Source organism: Limnohabitans sp. 2KL-3, from assembly GCF_001269405.1.
In the GTDB taxonomy this organism is placed as follows: domain Bacteria; phylum Pseudomonadota; class Gammaproteobacteria; order Burkholderiales; family Burkholderiaceae_C; genus Limnohabitans_A.
Genome location: NZ_CXON01000007.1, coordinates 70,809 through 87,677, shown reverse-complemented (window position 1 = coordinate 87,677; position 16,869 = coordinate 70,809). Strand labels below are relative to the sequence as shown.

The 16,869-nt window shown below is 60.5% G+C and carries 21 protein-coding genes; 20 read left to right on the top strand and 1 reads right to left on the bottom strand.

Translation table 11 applies throughout. From position 1 onward, the window contains the following. Positions 1–30: 30 nt before the first annotated feature. The 8 genes from AMM41_RS11305 to AMM41_RS11270 all read left to right on the top strand — a co-directional run bounded on the left by AMM41_RS11305 (position 31) and on the right by AMM41_RS11270 (position 7,628). Positions 31–1,206, top strand: coding sequence for an acetyl-CoA C-acyltransferase (locus AMM41_RS11305; protein WP_089957804.1), 1,176 nt, complete (start codon positions 31–33; stop codon positions 1,204–1,206). A gap of 102 nt (positions 1,207–1,308) precedes the next feature. Continuing rightward, on the top strand, positions 1,309–3,150 hold the full coding sequence (locus AMM41_RS11300) for an acyl-CoA dehydrogenase (protein WP_089957801.1): 1,842 nt from the start codon (positions 1,309–1,311) through the stop codon (positions 3,148–3,150). Next, positions 3,150–3,452, top strand: coding sequence for a Dabb family protein (locus AMM41_RS11295; RefSeq protein WP_089957799.1), 303 nt, complete (start codon positions 3,150–3,152; stop codon positions 3,450–3,452). The genes AMM41_RS11300 and AMM41_RS11295 overlap by 1 nt, the downstream gene beginning before the upstream one ends. Before the next feature lie 24 nt (positions 3,453–3,476). Continuing rightward, entirely contained in the window at positions 3,477–4,268 is a 792-nt protein-coding gene (locus AMM41_RS11290) for an SDR family oxidoreductase (RefSeq protein WP_089957796.1), read from the top strand. Positions 4,269–4,287: 19 nt separating this feature from the next. Then, positions 4,288–4,710 (top strand): PaaI family thioesterase, encoded by a 423-nt coding sequence (locus AMM41_RS11285; RefSeq protein ID WP_089957793.1) that lies wholly within the window; start codon positions 4,288–4,290, stop codon positions 4,708–4,710. A 53-nt stretch (positions 4,711–4,763) separates the two neighbouring features. Further along, positions 4,764–5,780 carry an NADP-dependent oxidoreductase gene (locus tag AMM41_RS11280; RefSeq protein ID WP_089957789.1) on the top strand — a complete coding sequence of 339 codons (1,017 nt, stop codon included), beginning with the start codon at positions 4,764–4,766 and terminating at the stop codon, positions 5,778–5,780. Positions 5,781–5,790: 10 nt separating this feature from the next. Beyond that, entirely contained in the window at positions 5,791–6,726 is a 936-nt protein-coding gene (locus AMM41_RS11275) for a glutathione S-transferase family protein (RefSeq protein ID WP_089957787.1), read from the top strand. Continuing rightward, positions 6,723–7,628: an SDR family oxidoreductase gene (locus tag AMM41_RS11270; RefSeq protein ID WP_089957784.1), complete on the top strand. Its 906-nt coding sequence runs from the start codon at positions 6,723–6,725 to the stop codon at positions 7,626–7,628. The genes AMM41_RS11275 and AMM41_RS11270 overlap by 4 nt, the downstream gene beginning before the upstream one ends. Positions 7,629–7,646: 18 nt before the next feature. On the opposite strand, the gene AMM41_RS11265 is transcribed toward AMM41_RS11270, so the two are convergent. Beyond that, entirely contained in the window at positions 7,647–8,039 is a 393-nt protein-coding gene (locus AMM41_RS11265) for a hypothetical protein (RefSeq protein WP_089957781.1), read from the bottom strand. 231 nt (positions 8,040–8,270) lie between these two features. Here AMM41_RS11265 and AMM41_RS11255 point away from each other — a divergent pair, with 231 nt between their 5' ends. The 12 genes from AMM41_RS11255 to AMM41_RS11195 all read left to right on the top strand — a co-directional run bounded on the left by AMM41_RS11255 (position 8,271) and on the right by AMM41_RS11195 (position 16,809). Further along, positions 8,271–10,631 carry a Tex family protein gene (locus AMM41_RS11255; RefSeq protein WP_089957777.1) on the top strand — a complete coding sequence of 787 codons (2,361 nt, stop codon included), beginning with the start codon at positions 8,271–8,273 and terminating at the stop codon, positions 10,629–10,631. A gap of 75 nt (positions 10,632–10,706) precedes the next feature. After that, positions 10,707–10,910 (top strand): type II toxin-antitoxin system VapB family antitoxin, encoded by a 204-nt coding sequence (locus tag AMM41_RS11250; RefSeq protein WP_089957774.1) that lies wholly within the window; start codon positions 10,707–10,709, stop codon positions 10,908–10,910. Next, positions 10,907–11,287, top strand: coding sequence for a type II toxin-antitoxin system VapC family toxin (locus AMM41_RS11245; RefSeq protein ID WP_089957771.1), 381 nt, complete (start codon positions 10,907–10,909; stop codon positions 11,285–11,287). The genes AMM41_RS11250 and AMM41_RS11245 overlap by 4 nt, the downstream gene beginning before the upstream one ends. Positions 11,288–11,314: 27 nt before the next feature. Beyond that, a complete protein-coding gene (locus AMM41_RS11240) occupies positions 11,315–12,400 on the top strand; it encodes a patatin-like phospholipase domain-containing protein (protein WP_089957768.1) in 1,086 nt (361 codons plus the stop codon). 9 nt (positions 12,401–12,409) lie between these two features. Then, positions 12,410–12,697: a DUF1330 domain-containing protein gene (locus tag AMM41_RS11235; RefSeq protein ID WP_089957763.1), complete on the top strand. Its 288-nt coding sequence runs from the start codon at positions 12,410–12,412 to the stop codon at positions 12,695–12,697. Between the two features lie 268 nt (positions 12,698–12,965). Further along, positions 12,966–13,310, top strand: a complete 345-nt coding sequence (locus tag AMM41_RS22380) for an HAD hydrolase-like protein (RefSeq protein WP_089957758.1) — start codon at positions 12,966–12,968, stop codon at positions 13,308–13,310. Beyond that, a complete protein-coding gene (locus AMM41_RS22375) occupies positions 13,307–13,636 on the top strand; it encodes an HAD family hydrolase (RefSeq protein ID WP_368664971.1) in 330 nt (109 codons plus the stop codon). Before AMM41_RS22380 ends, AMM41_RS22375 begins: the two co-directional genes overlap by 4 nt. A gap of 80 nt (positions 13,637–13,716) precedes the next feature. Next, entirely contained in the window at positions 13,717–13,998 is a 282-nt protein-coding gene (locus AMM41_RS11215; RefSeq protein WP_089957752.1) for a type II toxin-antitoxin system TacA family antitoxin, read from the top strand. Further along, positions 13,995–14,492: a GNAT family N-acetyltransferase gene (locus AMM41_RS11210; RefSeq protein WP_089957749.1), complete on the top strand. Its 498-nt coding sequence runs from the start codon at positions 13,995–13,997 to the stop codon at positions 14,490–14,492. Before AMM41_RS11215 ends, AMM41_RS11210 begins: the two co-directional genes overlap by 4 nt. Before the next feature lie 50 nt (positions 14,493–14,542). Next, positions 14,543–15,496, top strand: coding sequence for an oxygen-dependent tRNA uridine(34) hydroxylase TrhO (locus AMM41_RS11205; RefSeq protein WP_228769237.1), 954 nt, complete (start codon positions 14,543–14,545; stop codon positions 15,494–15,496). Between the two features lie 72 nt (positions 15,497–15,568). Next, entirely contained in the window at positions 15,569–16,417 is an 849-nt protein-coding gene (locus AMM41_RS11200; RefSeq protein WP_089957742.1) for a hypothetical protein, read from the top strand. After that, entirely contained in the window at positions 16,414–16,809 is a 396-nt protein-coding gene (locus AMM41_RS11195) for a TfoX/Sxy family protein (protein WP_089957739.1), read from the top strand. Before AMM41_RS11200 ends, AMM41_RS11195 begins: the two co-directional genes overlap by 4 nt. Positions 16,810–16,869 lie beyond the last annotated feature (60 nt).

Below are 16,869 nucleotides of genomic sequence, written 5' to 3'. Positions count from 1 at the left end.
ACGCTCAACGAGCCAAAACAAGGATTCAAAATGACCAACGCCGTTATCGTATCGACCGCCCGCACCCCTCTGGCCAAGAGCTGGAAGGGCGCTTTCAACATGACCCATGGCGCCACTTTGGGCGGCCACGCGGTGCAACACGCCGTGGCCCGCGCTGGCATTGATGCCGCCGAAGTCGAAGACGTGATCATGGGCTGCGCCACGCCCGAAGGGGCAACGGGTGCCAACATCGCCCGCCAGATCGCCCTCAAGGCCGGTTTGCCCATCTCGGTGTCGGGCATGACCGTCAACCGTTTTTGCTCGTCCGGTCTGCAAACCATTGCCTTGGCTGCACAACGCATCATCGCGGGCGAAGGCCAGGTGTATGTGGCCGGTGGCGTGGAAAGCATCTCTTGCGTGCAGCAAGAGATGAACACCCACATGCTGCAAGACTTGGCGCTGGCCAAGATGAAGCCCGAGATTTACTGGAACATGCTGCAAACCGCCGAGCAAGTGGCCAAGCGCTACAAGATTGGCCGCGATGTGATGGACGCGTATGGCGCGGCCAGCCAGCAAAAAGCTTGCGCTGCGCAAGCCGCTGGTTTGTTCAACGACGAAATCGCTCCCATCACCGTCACGCAAGGCGTGATCGACAAGGTCATGGGCATGACCACCAAGCAAGTGACCGTGAGTGCGGACGAAGGCCTGCGCGAAGGCACCACCGTGGAAGCCATCAGCGGCCTGCGCTCTGCGCTGCCCGGCGGCCTGGTGTCGGCAGGCAATGCCAGCCAGTTCTCGGATGGCGCAGGCGCTTGCGTGCTGATGGACGAAAAGCTGGCCGAACAACGTGGCTTGAAGCCCCTGGGTCGCTTCCTCGGTTTTGCCGTGGCCGGTTGCGAGCCTGACGAAATGGGCATTGGCCCCGTCTACGCCGTGCCCAAAGCACTGGCGCGTCTGGGCCTCACCGTGCAAGACATTGACTTGTGGGAACTGAACGAAGCGTTTGCCGTGCAGGTGCTGTACTGCCGTGACAAGCTGGGCATCCCGGCTGACCGCTTGAACGTCAACGGCGGCGCGATCGCGGTGGGCCACCCCTACGGTGTGTCGGGCCAGCGCCTGACAGGCCACGCCCTGATCGAAGGCAAACGCCGTGGTGCCAAGCGCGTGGCAGTGACCATGTGCATCGGCGGCGGCATGGGCGCTTGCGGCATTTTTGAAGTGCTGTGATGCCGGTGGCTGTTGACGCCTGATCAACACCAAGGCGGTCGGTTTGCAGCTGACCGCCTTTTTCTTTGTCTGTTTTATTTTTCTGAACCGGGATGATGCGACATGAGCCTGCGCCCCACCGTTGATTTTTTGCTGCACGACTGGCTGAAGGTGGAAAGCCTGCAGTCCCGCGAACGTTTTGCCGACCACTCGCGCGAAACCTTTGACGCCGTGCTCGACACCTGCGAGCGCATCGCCCGCGAGAAGTACGCGCCGTTCAACCGCTTGGTCGACACGCAAGAGCCGCACTTTGATGGCGAAAAAGTCATCCTGCCTCAGGCCACACACGACGCCTACAAGGCCTATGCCGAGTCGGGCATGCTCAGCGCCGCGCAAGACTACGAGATTGGCGGCATGCAGCTGCCCTACACGGTCGAAGCGGCCGCCAACGCGTTTTTTGCCATGGCCTCGGTCAGCATCGGCTCGGGCATGCTCACCAGCGGCAACGCCAATTTGCTCATGGTGCACGGCACCGATTTGCAAAAGCAGGTGTTTGCCGCCAACGAATTTTCGGGGCGTTTTTCGGGCACCATGTGCCTGAGCGAACCGCAAGCGGGCTCGTCGCTCAGTGACGTGACCACCCGCGCTACGCCCGATGGCGAAGGCTTTGAAGACGACGCTTTGGGTGCACGCTACCGCCTCAAGGGCAACAAGATGTGGATTTCGTCCGGCGAGCACGAACTCTCCGAAAACATCATCCATTTGGTGCTGGCCAAGATACCCGATGCCAATGGCCAGTTGGTGCCCGGCGTCAAAGGCATCTCGCTCTTCATCGTGCCCAAAAAGATGGTGGACACGAATGGACAGCTGACGGGAGAACGCAATGATGTGGCGCTGGCGGGTTTGAACCACAAATGCGGCTGGCGCGGCACCACCAATACGCTGCTGAACTTTGGCGAAGGCAAGTACCCGGTGAGAGGCGATTCAGGTGGAGGCTTAGACGGTGGCGGAAGCGGCGCCGTGGGCTACTTGGTCGGCAAGCCCGGCGAAGGCCTGCGCTGCATGTTTCATATGATGAACGAGGCCCGCATTGGCGTAGGCATGGCCGCCACCATGCTGGGCATGGCCGGTTATTACGCCAGCCTCGACTACGCCAAAAACCGCCCGCAAGGCAGGCCCACAGGGGCAGGGGGCAAAGACGCCAGCCGCCCGCAGGTGCGCATCATCGAGCACGCCGACATCAAGCGCATGCTGCTTGCTCAAAAAGCCTACAGCGAAGGCGCTCTGGCGCTGGCTTTGTACTGCGCCCGCTTGGTCGACGAGCAGCACACCGGCACCGCCGAAGACGCCGATGTGGCACGTTTGCTGCTCGAAGTGCTGACGCCCATCGTCAAGAGCTTCCCCAGCGAATGGTGCCTGGAGGCCAACAGCCTGGCGATCCAGATCCATGGGGGTTACGGCTATACGCGTGACTTTCCGGTCGAGCAATACTGGCGTGACAACCGCCTGAACATGATCCACGAGGGCACCCACGGCATCCAGGCCATGGACTTGCTGGGCCGCAAGGTGTTGATGGAAAACGGCCGGGGCCTGCAACTGCTGGCTGAGCGCATGTTGTCCACCGCGAACAAGGCGCAAGCCATTTGGGGGCCTGAAGCTGAAGCTTTGCGTGACGCGCTCCAGCAAATCGGCCAAGCCACACAACAAGCCTGGGATGGCGCAGAACCCGCGCAGGCGCTGGCCAATGCCGTGCCGTATTTGCAGGCCTTTGGCCACACCGTGATCGCCTGGATCTGGCTCGATGTGGCAGCCAGCCTGGACGGCAACAATACCCCTGCCGCGCAGGGCCGTCGCGCTGCCTGCCGTTACTTCTTCCGCTACGAATTGCCCAAGATCGGTGCCTGGCTGAACGTGGTCAGCAGCCGCGACGCCACTTGTGCCGATCTGCCTGAAGAGGCTTTTTGATGATCCGCCACATGGTGATGTGGCGCTTGCATGACCAGGCACAAGGGGCCGACAAAGCCGCCAACCTGGCCAAAGCCAAAGATGTGTTGCTGTCGTGTGCCCAAGTGGTGCCCGGTATTCGCACTTTTGAAGTCGCCACCGCCACCCCCGGCATGGACTGCACCCACGATTTGGTGCTGCACATGCTGGTCGATGACGCCCATGTGCTAGCGGCCTATCAAAAACACCCGCAACATCAGGCCATCAAACCGTTCATGCAGGCCGTGGTTTTAGAACGCTGCTGCATGGATTTCACCCTCTGAATTCAACCCCCAAGGAAGCTCATCATGGCTCGCACCATTCAACAACTCTTTGATCTGACCGGACAAGTCGCCTTGGTCACAGGCGGCTCTCGTGGCCTGGGCTTGCAAATGGCCCACGCCTTGGGCGAAGCCGGTGCCAAGATCATGCTCAGTTCGCGCAAAGCCGCTGATCTGGAACAAGCGGCTGCCGAGTTGCAAGCCGCAGGCATTGACGCCCGCTGGATTGCGGCCGACTGCGGCAAAGAAGACGACATTCGCCGTCTGGCGGCAGAGACCATCGAACGCATGGGCCCGATCGACATTTTGGTCAACAACGCCGGTGCCACCTGGGGTGCCCCGGCCGAAGACCACCCGGTTGAAGCCTGGGACAAGGTCATGAACCTGAACGTGCGTGGCTATTTCATCCTTTCGCAAGAGGTGGCCAAGCGTTGCATGATTCCCCGTGGCAAGGGCCGCATCTTGAACGTCGCCTCGATTGCCGGGCTGGCGGGCAACCCCTCAGAGATGAAAACCATCGCCTACAACACCTCCAAAGGTGCGGTGATCAACTTCACCCGCGCCTTGGCGGGTGAGTGGGGTGAACACGGCATCACTGTGAACGCGATTTGCCCCGGCTTTTTCCCCAGCAAAATGACCTATGGCCTGCTCGAAAAGCTGGGGGCCGACAAAATGGCTCAGGGCGCTCCGCTGCGTCGTTTGGGCGACGACGAAGACCTCAAAGGTCTGGCTTTGTTGTACGCCTCGGACGCTGGAAAGCACATCACAGGCCAGTGGATGGCGGTGGATGGTGGCGTGAGCGCCATCATTGGCGGTTGAGCACGGGAGCCGGGCATTCATGAGCATTCCGTTTGGCGTCAAGATTCCCTTTGTGGACCACCTGGGCTTCAGCCTGGAAGTTTTTGAGGGGGGCCGATCCGAGTTGCATTTTGCCCCCCGTCCCGAACACCTCAATTCATTCGATGTGACCCATGGCGGGGCTGTGATGACGTTTTTGGATGTGGTCATGGCCACTGCGGCACGCAGCGTCGATCCAGGTTTTGGCGTGGTCACCATTGAGATGAAAACAAGTTTCATGCGGCCTGCCATCGCGCGATCGGGTCAGCACTTGGTCGGCCAAGGTTTGTTGCAGCACCGCACCAAGTCCATGGCCTTCACCGAGGCACGGATCTACGACGACCAAGGGCAGCTCTGTGCCATGGCCACGGGCACTTTCAAATATGTGCCCCACCGCGAAACACTTCCCACAGCCACCGACTGAGTTTTCAGCGGTCATTTGCCTCGATTTTTTTACCAACGACTGGAGACCTTTTCATGACCATCAATCACCAAATCCTGCTCGACAACCGCCCCCAAGGCGAAGCCACTGTGGCCAACTTCAAGTTGGTTGAAGCCCCCATTCCGGCCTTGCAAGACGGCCAAGTGCTGGTCAAGCACCACTTCATGAGCCTGGACCCTTACATGCGCGGCCGCATGAACGAGAGCAAGAGCTACGCCGTGCCCCAGCCCCTGGGCCAAGTCATGATCGGCGCCACCGTGGGTGAGGTGGTGGACAGCCTGCACCCCAAGTTCAAGGCCGGTGACCAAGTGGTCGGCATGGGCGGCTGGCAAGAGTACAGCGTGGTCGATGCCAACGTGCTCGGTGCGCTGCGCAAGGTGGACACCACCCATGTGCCCTTGTCGCATTACCTGGGTGCTGTGGGCATGCCCGGCGTGACCGCTTGGTATGGCCTGGTCAAGATCATCAACCCCAAAGCGGGTGAGACCGTCACGGTGAGCGCCGCCAGCGGTGCAGTGGGCAGCGCCTATGGCGCACTGGCCAAGGCCCGTGGCTGCCGCGTGGTCGGCATTGCCGGTGGCAAAGACAAATGCGACTACGTGGTCAATGAACTGGGTTTTGACGCCTGCATCGACTACAAAGAGCACAAGGATTACCTGAGCCTGTCCAAAGCCCTGCGTGAAGCTTGCCCGAACGGCATCGACGGCCATTTTGAAAACGTGGGCGGCATGGTTTTGGACGCGGTCATGCTGCGCACCAACGCCTTCGCCCGCATTGCGGTGTGCGGCATGATCGCCGGCTACGACGGTGCGCCATTGCCCATGGCCAACCCGGCGCTGATTTTGGTCAACCGCATGAAGATCGAAGGCTTCATCGTCAGCGAGCACATGGAAGTTTGGCCTGAGGCTTTGAACGAACTCGGCACCTTGGTGGGCACCGGCAAACTGCGCCCCCGCGAATCCGTGGCGCAAGGTTTGGCCGCTGCGCCTGAGGCTTTCCTGGGTCTGCTCAAAGGCAAGAACTTCGGCAAGCAATTGGTCAAACTGGTCTGAGGCCACGCGCATGTCCGATCTGATCTTGCACCACTACCCGACTTCGCCGTTTGCTGAAAAAATCCGGCTGATTCTGGGCTACAAACAATTGGCCTGGAAGAGCGTGTTCATCCCCATGATCATGCCCAAGCCCGACTTGACGGCCCTGACGGGCGGCTACCGCAAAACGCCGGTGCTGCAGATCGGAGCCGACATTTACTGCGACACCGCCTTGATCTGCGATGTGCTGGAGCATCTGGCCCCCACGCCAACGATCTATCCCGACGCCGTGAAAGGTGCGGCCAGGATCGTGGCCCAGTGGGCCGACAGCGCCTTGTTCACCGCCGCCATGGCCTACAACTTTCAGCCCGCCGGGGTGGCGCAAGTTTTTGCGGGTGCACCCGCTGAAGGCGTGCAGGCTTTTGTTGCTGACCGCACCGCCATGCGCGGGGGCGCATCCCGCATGGCGTCTGCGGACGCCACGGGCACCTACAAGAGTTATCTGCGCCGCATCGCCAACATGTTGCACGGTCAGGACTTCTTGTTCGGCGAGCAGCCTGGGGTGGCCGATTTTGCGGTCTATCACCCACTGTGGTTCACCCAAGAGCGAACGCCTGCATTGGCGGGCATTTTGGATGCCACGCCCGAGATCCAAGCCTGGATGGCCCGCATGCAGGCCATGGGTCACGGCACGGCTGGCAAATGCAGCGCCGAAGAAGCCTTGCAAGTGGCCCGCAACTCAACGCCCGCCACCGAGCCGGGCGACGTGTTTCAAGACGAGCACGGCATTGCCCTGGGCAGCCCGGTGCTGGTGGCGGCCGACAACTTCGGCTTGGAGCCCACCGAGGGTGAGTTGATCGCGGCCACACGCACCCGGTACACCCTGCGTCGCACCGATGACCGTGCGGGCACGGTCCATGTTCATTTCCCGCGTGTCGGGTTCACACTCAAAAAGGTATCCGCATGATCGACGATTTCAAAGGCAAAACCGCTGTGCTGACGGGCGCGGGTTCAGGCTTCGGGCTGGAATGCGCCCGCATTGGTGCCCGGCTGGGCATGAACCTGGTGCTGGTCGACGTGCAGCAAGACGCTTTGGACAAAGCCGAGGCCGAAATGACCGCCCAAGGCGTGCAGGTGTTGGCCCGCAAGGTCGACGTGTCCAATGCCCAGGCCATGGAGCAACTGGCTGCCGACGTGAAAGCCCGTTTTGGCGCACCGCACTTCGTGTTCAACAACGCGGGCGTGGGGGCAGGGGGCTTGGTCTGGGAAAACTCGGTGGCCGATTGGGAATGGGTGCTGGGTGTCAACCTCTGGGGCGTGGTGCACGGCGTGCGCCTGTTCACCCCCATGATGCTTGAAGCCGCCAAGGCCGACCCGGCTTACCGAGGCCACATCGTCAACACCGCCAGCATGGCCGGTCTGTTGACGCCCCCCAATATGGGCATCTACAACGTGAGCAAACACGCGGTGGTGTCACTGACCGAGACTTTGTACCAAGACTTGCAACTGGTGAGTGACCAAGTCAGCGCCAGTGTCTTGTGCCCTTACTTTGTGCCCACTGGCATCAGTCAGAGCCACCGAAACCGACCTGTGGACCTGGCGGCCGACAAGCCCACAGCCAGCCAATTGATAGGACAGGCGCAAAGTGATAAAGCTGTTGGCAGTGGCAAGGTGTCAGCGGCCGATGTGGCGCAAAAAGTGTTTGATGCTGTGGTCAGTGGTCAGTTCTACATCTACAGCCACCCGCAGGCGCTGGGCAATGTGCAAAGCCGGATGGAGGCGATTGTGCAGGGCCTGAACCCGCCGGACCCCTTTGCCGCTCGCCCTGAAGTGGGCGAGGGTTTGCGCAAGGCCTTGCGCGAAAGTTGATTTTGGGCTTTCACCGCTTCAACGGTGAAAGTGCCCCTCAAAACAATGCCGAACCTCGTGGCCCAAGGCCACATGGGTGGTCACGGGGCCAGTGACCACGGTGCATTCGGCCTTGACGGCATCCCACATGGCGCAGGCCAGAGGGGGTGTCAAATAAGCTTGTTCTCGCCCCATCTGATAGGCACGCGCACAGTACTGCGCCACGTCGTCCCGAATTTCCCACTTGATCCGCACGTTGTTCATGATCCGATTTTGGGTCGGCATGGCGTTGAATGCGTTGAACTCATTGGATGAAATGTTTTGTGATGGCACGCTGGTGCACGCGCTGATTCCCACCGCCGAGACCACCAAGGCCAGGGTGCGGAGAAGTCGGTTGCCACAGAAGCGAAGCTTAGATTCAACGAATTTCATAAAGAGTGATCTCTTGGTTGACGATTGTAGATGAATTTGTGTGTTTATGTGTTTATTCTCTTTGCAATTGTCAACTTTGTCAATAAATTTGGTGAAATTTATCAAAATGTATCAAATTTCTCTTTTGTCGATTTTGACGACTGTTCGTTCGGGTGTGCCTTTGAGGCGGCTGAACAGGGCAAGCTTTGTGGCAAACTCGCCCGCTTTCTATCTAGTGATGTGACCTGAGACATGCAGAAAATCCTGGCCCAACTGGCCGCAGAAATCCGTATCCGCCCTGACCAGGTCAAGACCGCCGTGGAGCTGCTCGATGGCGGCGCCACCGTCCCCTTCATCGCCCGTTACCGCAAAGAAGTGACCGGCGGCCTGGACGACATCCAGCTGCGCGAGCTGGAGTCGCGTCTGGGTTATTTGCGCGAGCTGGAAGACCGCCGCGCCGCCGTGATCAAAAGCATCACCGAGCAGGGCAAGATGACGCCCGAGTTGCTGGCCGCCATCGACGCCGCGCCCACCAAACAAGAGCTGGAAGACCTGTATTTGCCCTTCAAGCCCAAGCGCCGCACCAAAGGCATGATTGCCCGCGAAGCCGGTCTGGAGCCTTTGGCGGACAAGCTGTTTGCTGACCCCACACTCGACCCGCACGCCGAGGCTGCCGCCTTTGTGCTGGCCCCAGGTGCAATCGAAGGCGCCGACTTCACCACCACGGCTGCTGTGCTGGACGGCGTGCGCGATTTGCTGAGCGAGCGCTGGGCCGAAGACGCATCACTGGTGCAAGCCCTGCGCGAATGGCTGTGGAACGAGGGCCTTTTCAAAAGCAAGCTGGCCGACGGCAAGGACGAGAACAACGCCGATGTGTCCAAGTTCCGCGATTACTTTGACTACGACGAGCCGATTGGCCGCGTGCCCAGCCACCGCGCTTTGGCCGTTTTTCGTGGCCGCGCATTGGAAATGCTGGACGCCAAACTGGTTCTTCCTGTGGAGCCCGAGCCCGGCAAACCCAGCATCGCCGAAGGCAAGATCGCCATGCACCTTGGTTGGAGCCATGCGGCCCGCCCATCGGACGACCTGATTCGTAAATGTGTGGCCTGGACTTGGCGCGTGAAACTGAGCCTGTCGACTGAGCGGGATTTGTTTGCCCGCTTGCGCGAAGAGGCCGAAAAAGTCGCCATCAAGGTCTTCAGCGACAACCTGCGCGACCTGCTGCTGGCCGCGCCCGCTGGCCCCCGCGTGGTCATGGGTCTGGACCCGGGCATTCGCACGGGCGTGAAGGTGGCCGTGGTGGATGCGACGGGCAAACTGGTCGACACCTCCACGGTGTACCCCCACGAGCCGCGCAAGGACTGGGAGGGTTCGCTCTTCACCCTGGCCAAGCTCTGCGAAAAGCACAACGTGAACCTGATCGCCATTGGTAACGGCACTGCCAGCCGCGAGACCGACAAGCTGGCGGGGGACCTGATCAAGCAACTGGCCCGCCTGAGAGAAGGTGTCGAGATTCAAAAAGTGGTGGTCAGCGAGGCGGGTGCTTCGGTGTACTCGGCCAGTGAATTTGCCAGCCAAGAAATGCCCGACGTGGACGTGAGCCTGCGCGGCGCGGCATCCATTGCTCGTCGCTTGCAAGACCCGCTCTCTGAGCTGGTGAAGATCGACCCCAAGGCGATTGGCGTGGGCCAATACCAGCACGACGTGAACCAAAGCGAGCTGGCCAAAACCCTGGACGCCGTGGTCGAAGACTGCGTGAACTCGGTGGGCGTGGACCTGAACACAGCCAGCGTCCCCTTGCTCACCCGCGTGTCGGGTTTGTCGTCCAGCGTGGCCAAGTCGGTCGTGCGTTGGCGAGATGCCAATGGCGTGTTCAAAACCCGTCAGGATTTGCTGAAAGTGACTGGCCTGGGCGCCAAGACTTTCGAGCAAAGCGCGGGCTTTCTGCGCATTCGCGGCGGCGACAACCCGCTCGACATGACGGGCGTTCACCCTGAAACCTACCCGGTGGTCGAGCAGATCATTGTCAAAACCGCCAAGCCTATTCAAGAGATCATGGGCCGCTCGGACGTTTTGAAAACCCTCAAGCCCGAGCTGTTTGCCAACGACAAATTCGGTGCGATCACCATCAAAGACATCTTGGGCGAGCTGGAAAAACCCGGCCGCGACCCGCGCCCCGACTTCAAAGTGGCGCGTCTGGCGGACGGCGTGGAAGACATCAAGGACCTGAAAGAGGGCATGACCTTGGAGGGCACCGTGAGCAACGTCGCCCAGTTTGGCGCTTTTGTCGATTTGGGCGTGCACCAGGACGGGCTGGTCCATGTGAGCCAGCTGGCCAACAAGTTCGTCACCGACGCCCGCGAGGTGGTCAAGACGGGTGACATCGTCAAAGTGAAGGTGCTCGAAGTCGACGTGGCCCGCAAGCGCATCAGCTTGACCATGAAGCTCGACGCCGCGCCTGCCCGGCGCGATGGCCCCCGTGACAACCGGTTTGAAGGGGCAGGGCGGGACAACCGCCAGCGCGGCGGCGGTTGCTACACCTCCCCCCCCGCAGCCGGAGCAGGTTCGGCCATGGCCAGCGCCTTTGCCAAATTGCAGGGCTTGAAGAAATAAGCGCCTTCACTCTGACCCCTCCAAGTCATCCACCGAGATGCATAATTGCACCTTATTTGATGATTGGAGCCTGTGATGCGAACCACCGTGACCATTGAAGACCAGCTCTACCAAAGGGCTTTGGAAGTGGCCGACCCGTCCATGGACAAGGCCGATTTGTTTCGCGAGGCCATCAAGGCCTTTGTCCGCACGCAAGCGGCCAAACGCCTGGCCGCACTGGGCGGCACCCAAGTGGACATGCCCGACATTCCCCGTCGTGCGCAGGACTTGCCCGCATGACGCCTGTTTTGGTGGACACCTCGGTGTGGGTGGACCATTTCAGGCGCGGCAATGAGGCCTTGGTGGCGTTGCTGGTGCAGGATCGGGTGTTGATTCATCCTTGCATCCTGGGCGAAATCGCTTGCGGCACGCCGCCCCGGCGTGCGCAAACCTTGGCCGATTTGGCATCGCTGCAAGCTGCCCAGCAAGCCAGCTTGCCGGAAATGCTGGATTTTTTAGAGCGCGAGCAGCTTTTTGGGCGCGGTTGCGGCTGGGTTGAGTTGCAACTGTTGGCCGCCACCTGCCTGAGTCAAGGGGCCGTGCTGTGGTCGCTGGACCTGCGTCTGCAATCCTTGGCTGAGCGCTTAGGCCGCGCCTACCGAAGCCCCTTGCACTAAATACCATTGAGAGCCATTGATCCCACCATGCAAGCCCTTCACATCCACGCCGGCCCCAAGGCTTTGGCCCACATCCGCGAACATGGCCTGCGGCCCGAGCACATCGGCGTCATTCCGGGCGCAGCCGGTGGCCCCAAAGGCCTGATCCTCGGCCCACTCGACCGATTCATCTTTGGCGAGTGGTTGAGCCAAAGCCAGCAGCCTGTCGACCTGGTGGGCGCATCGATTGGCGCTTGGCGCATGGCCACCGCTTGCCTGAATGAGCCGGTGGCCGCGTTTGAACGGCTGGAGCACGACTACATCCACCAGCATTACGAACCGCTGCCGGGCAAAAAACGCGTGAGCGCCGAGCAGGTGAGCGAAGCGTTTGGACACAGCCTGCAAGCGTTTTACGGCGGCCGCATTGGCGAGGTGCTGAGCCACCCGCGTTACCGCCTGCACATCGTCACCTCACGCGGGCGGCACATCCTGCACCGCGAACACCCTCTGGCTACGCCACTGGGCTATGCGGGGGCATTTTTGAGCAACGCCGTTCACCGCCGGGCCTTGGGTGGTTGGCTGGAGCGGGTGGTGTTTTCAGGGCAGGGCCCGGCTTTGCCGTTTGACGCCCAAGACTTTCGCACCCGCGCCGTGGGCCTGACAGAGGGCAACTTCATGCCCGCCTTGCAAGCCAGTTGCTCTATCCCCTTTGCCCTGAAAGCCGTGCAGGACATCCCCGGCGCACCCACTGGCGCCTATTGGGACGGCGGCATCACCGACTACCACCTGCACCTGAACTGGACCGTACCCACCCAAGGCCCCGAACGGGCCATCGTGCTGTACCCGCACTTCCAGCAAAACGTGGTGCCCGGCTGGCTCGACAAAGCGCTCAAGTGGCGACACGGCGCCACGCCGTTTCTGGACAGCACCATCGTGTTGGCCCCCAACCCCGAATGGGTCAAAACCCTGCCGGGCGGCAAACTGCCCGACCGCAAGGACTTCATGACCTACGACCGCGATCTGGCGGGGCGGGTGAAGGTGTGGAACGCGGCTGCCAGCGCAGCGCAGCAGATGGCGGATGAGTTTGGCCACTGGTTGCAAAAACCTGCCACCTCCATGGTTCAGCCTTTATAAGGATCGCTCATGTCTAAAGCCTATGTCGTCGGTCAAATGACTGTGAAAAACCCCGAAAAATGGGGCCAATACCGATCGCAGGTTTTGGCGACCCTGCTGCCTTTTGGAGGGGAACTGGTTTTTCGGGGGGAGCAAGTCAAGGCCTTTTCGGGTGTTTGCCCGCACCCCGACATCGTGGTGATTCGTTTCCCCTCACTGCAAGAGGCCGAGGGCTGGCATGGGTCTGCAGCCTACCAAGCGCTGATTCCTTTGCGCCAAGAGGCGGCTGACGTTGTTTTGGTCACTTATGAGGCATGACCCTTCTCACAAACTCGGGTGAGAACGAGCAAGTCAATCATTTTCTACCTGTTCGGCTGACGAGGCGCTGGTTTGCCGAGAACTCGGGCGTCCGAGGAGTTCGCCCATACAAGGCGAGTATGCGCAGTGTCGTTGAAGCGGGGGGCGAGCTGGTCGACGAAGAGCCCCAAAGATGTCCTGTCGGTGTTGTGGTGAAGTTCCGCGACCCCTCGGGTGTGCTGCATGACCTTCTCCAGTTCGATGCGCTCTGATCTGTCATTCGATCAACATGTTGCTACCTCGTCCAATCAGCGCTGTCATCTTCGATATGGATGGCCTTTTACTTGACACTGTTCCACTTTATGCAGAAGCGATGGTGCAGGCCGGTCAGGACGTTGGCGTCAACATCACCCACAGCTATGTCCTCTCGCTGGTTGGCCTTCTCGGAAGTGAACTGAAAGCCCGGCTAATCGCCGACCATGATCCGGACTTTCCGATAACAAACTATCTGAAGGCAATGAATACCCGATTGGAACCACTAATCGGCGGACGGGTTCCTCTAAAGCCTGCGCTGCTGACCTGGCAAAGTATCTTTCCTCCCCAAAAGTCCCACTCGCCATCGCAACGTCGATGAAACATGCAGAGGCGCGGCACCATCTGGATGCAACGGGTTTGAGTCCCTACTTTCAGATCGTGGCAGCCCGAGACGATGTTGCACAAGGGAAGCCGTACCCAGACGTTTACTTTAAGGCCATGAGCATGCTCGGCTCGGCACCTGCATCGTGCATTGCGCTCGAAGACTCATTCAACGGCGTCAGAGCAGCGCATGCAGCTGGAGCGATGACCATCATGGTCCCGGACGTCCAGATTCCCACAAAGGAAATTGAAGGGCTCTGCGTCCAAGTCGCCCGGGATCTTTACGGGGTTAAGGCCATTCTCAGTGCCAGCACGGACGCCTGACGAGTGAAAGAGGCGCATAACAGTCGTCATCTTGATCCATACGGCAAACTGCCGTATCCTCGCATCAGGAGGTCACCACCATGCCCGCAGCCATTTCTACCGCCCGCCTCGAAGCCCGAATCAGCACCGATCTGCATGCCATGCTCAAGCGTGCGGCCGAGCTTCAGGGTCGCACCATGACCGATTTTGTGGTGTCTGCCGTGCAGGCCGCCGCACATCAGGCCATCGAACAAGCGGATGTCATTCGTCTGTCGCAGGCCGATCAAGCCTGTTTTGCGCAGGCGCTACTGTCGCCACCCAAACCGGCCCCTGCTTTGGAGCGTGCCTTCAGTCGTCGCAACAAGCTGCTGCGTTCTGAATGAGCCGCGCCCCGTTCCTGCTGGCCCCGCTGGATGGGGCACATGACCGCGCCAAGTTCCATTGCGATTCGGAGCCGCTCAATCGCTACCTGCGCGAGCAAGCCACCCAGGACATTCGCCGTCGCGTCGCCGCCTGCTTTGTGGCCCTGGCAGACGGGCAGCGCATTGCGGGGTACTACACCTTGGCCTCGGCCAGCCTGTATCTGGCCGATTTGCCGACCAGCACCCGCAAGAAGCTGCCGCGCTACCCGACGGTGCCCGCCGTGCGCATGGGCCGCTTGGCCGTCGATCATGAATTCAAGGGCCAAGGTCTGGGCGGTGCGTTACTGGCCGATGCGCTTGACCGCGCTGCTCGCTCAGAGATTGCCGCCTTCGCCCTGGTCGTGGACGCCAAGGACGAGGCGGCAGCTGCTTTTTACAGTCATCATGGTTTCATCGCCTTGCCCGACTCACCGCTGACCCTGTTCTTGCCCTTGGCCACTGTTCAGCATTCCTGAAGCTTGTCGTTCACGAAAAACCTGCCCTTGTTGGCATGGATAATTACGGCATGTTGACCGAAACCCTTTACCTCACCGCCGCCCTCTACAAATTTGTCGATTTGCCCGATTTCGAGGCCCTCCAAGCCCCTTTGCAAGCCTGTTGCGAAGCCAACGAGGTCAAAGGCACCTTGCTCTTGGCCCACGAGGGCATCAACGGCACGATTGCCGGACCTGAAAACGGCATCCGCGCCGTGTTGGCGTTTTTGCGGGCCGATCCGCGCCTGGCCAGCTTGGTGCACAAAGAGTCCTGGAGCCCCAAGCCGCCGTTCACCCGCATGAAGGTCAAGCTCAAAAAAGAGATCGTGACTCTGCGCGTGCCCGAGTTGGATCCGAACAAGACGGTGGGCCAGTACGTCAAACCTGCCGACTGGAACGCCTTGCTGGCCGACCCGGATGTGGTGGTGATCGACACGCGCAACGACTACGAGGTGGCCATTGGCACCTTCAAGGGCGCGGTCAACCCGAACATCAAAAACTTTGTGCAGCTGCCCGCCTGGCTGGATGCGCAGCCCCATTTGCAAGGCGAAGCCGCCAAAAAGACCAAGGTGGCGATGTTTTGCACAGGCGGCATCCGCTGCGAAAAATCCACCGCGCTGATGAAAATGCGCGGTTTTTACGAGGTGTATCACCTCGAAGGCGGCATCCTCAAATACCTGGAAGAAATTCCGCCCGAGCAAAGCACCTGGGAGGGTGAGTGCTTTGTGTTTGACGAGCGCGTGAGTGTGGGCCACGGCCTTGGCGTGGGCAGCCATGAGCTGTGCCGCTCCTGCCGCTGGCCTTTGAGCGAGCAGGACAAGTTGTCGCCGAACTACGTGTTGGGTGTGAGCTGTGACCACTGCCACGACCAGCGCACACCCGAGCAAAAGGTCAAACTGGCCGAGCGTCAGCGCCAGGTTGAGCTGGCCGAGTCTCGGGGCGAGCTGCATGTAGGCGCCAAGATGCCCAGTCACGACGGCCTTTGAACCGATGTGACTGACGCGCAGGGTGCACTGCACGAAACTGGTTCAGGTTTCACTTCAAAAGATCGGAAGAACATGAACTGGATTCGCACACCCAGCTTGCTGCTGGCCACCGGTGTATTGGCCGCTTGCAGCACACTGCCCAGCACCGGGCCTGCCGTCAGCACGGCCAAGCCACCCGCCCAAACCGCCACGGCACCGCTGCGCAGCATGCTGTGGGTGGGCAACAGCTTTTTTTATTACAACAATTCCATGCACGGTCACCTGGGCCAATTGATGGCGGGCGCGGCCGACAATGGCAAGCGCAGTGTGCGCAATGTGTCGGCCACCATCAGCGGCTCGGGCATCAACTGGCACGATGTGGCGGCTTATTTCAAGCCCGGCGGCGTGTCGAGCTATTCGTTTGTGGGCGACAACGAGGTGCGTTTCAACACCTTTGACAAGCCGTTTGACGCGGTCATGATGATGGACTGCAGCCAGTGCCCCATCCACCCCAAGCTGCAGCCGGTTTTCCATGAATTTGCCAAAAAGCACAGCGACACAGCCCGCAAGCACGGGGCTGAGCCCATCCTGTTCATGTCCTGGGCCTATTCGGACAAGCCCGACATGACCGAGCCACTCGCGGCCGAATACACCAAGGTGGGCAAAGCCAACAACGCGCTGGTGGTGCCGGCTGGCTTGGCTTTTGCCGCATCCTTGGCCAAACGTCCGGACATCCCGCTCATCATTGGCGACAAGCGCCACCCGACTTTGCAGGGCACTTACCTTGGGGCCAGCACGGTGCTGGCGTCGGTGTTCAAAATCAACCCGATCGGCAGCAAGTACACCGCAGGTCTGCCCGCTGACGTGGCCGCGCACCTGCAAGCCATGGCCTGGGAAACTGCCCAGAAGTACCACGCCGAGCACGGTCGGGGCAGCCTTTGAGTGAATTCATCGGCTTCGTTCAGGAGCTGTTGGAAAAGTGGGGCCAGGTCACCGCCCGCCGCACGTTTGGCGGGCATGGCCTGTACCACGAGGGCTTGATGTTCGCCATCGTCATGGACAACCGGCTGTACCTCAAGGCGGACGCTGTGAACCGGCCCGATTTTGAAGCGCTGAACTTGACGCCCCTCACCCACCCCATGAAGGGCAAAGACGTGGCCCTGTCTTATTGGACGGCACCCGATGCGATTTTTGACGAGCCCGCCGAGGCCGTGCGCTGGGCACGGTCGGCTTGGGATGCCGCTTTGCGTGGGCATGTGGCCAAAGCGCAGACACGCGAGAGGGCCAAAACCCGTTTGAAAAAACGTCTTGAGTCCACACGCACAGGGGGCTGACTGTCGCTCACAGGGGGGCGCTTTCCCCCCCACAAGCGATGGTTTTTTCTTCTTTGTGGG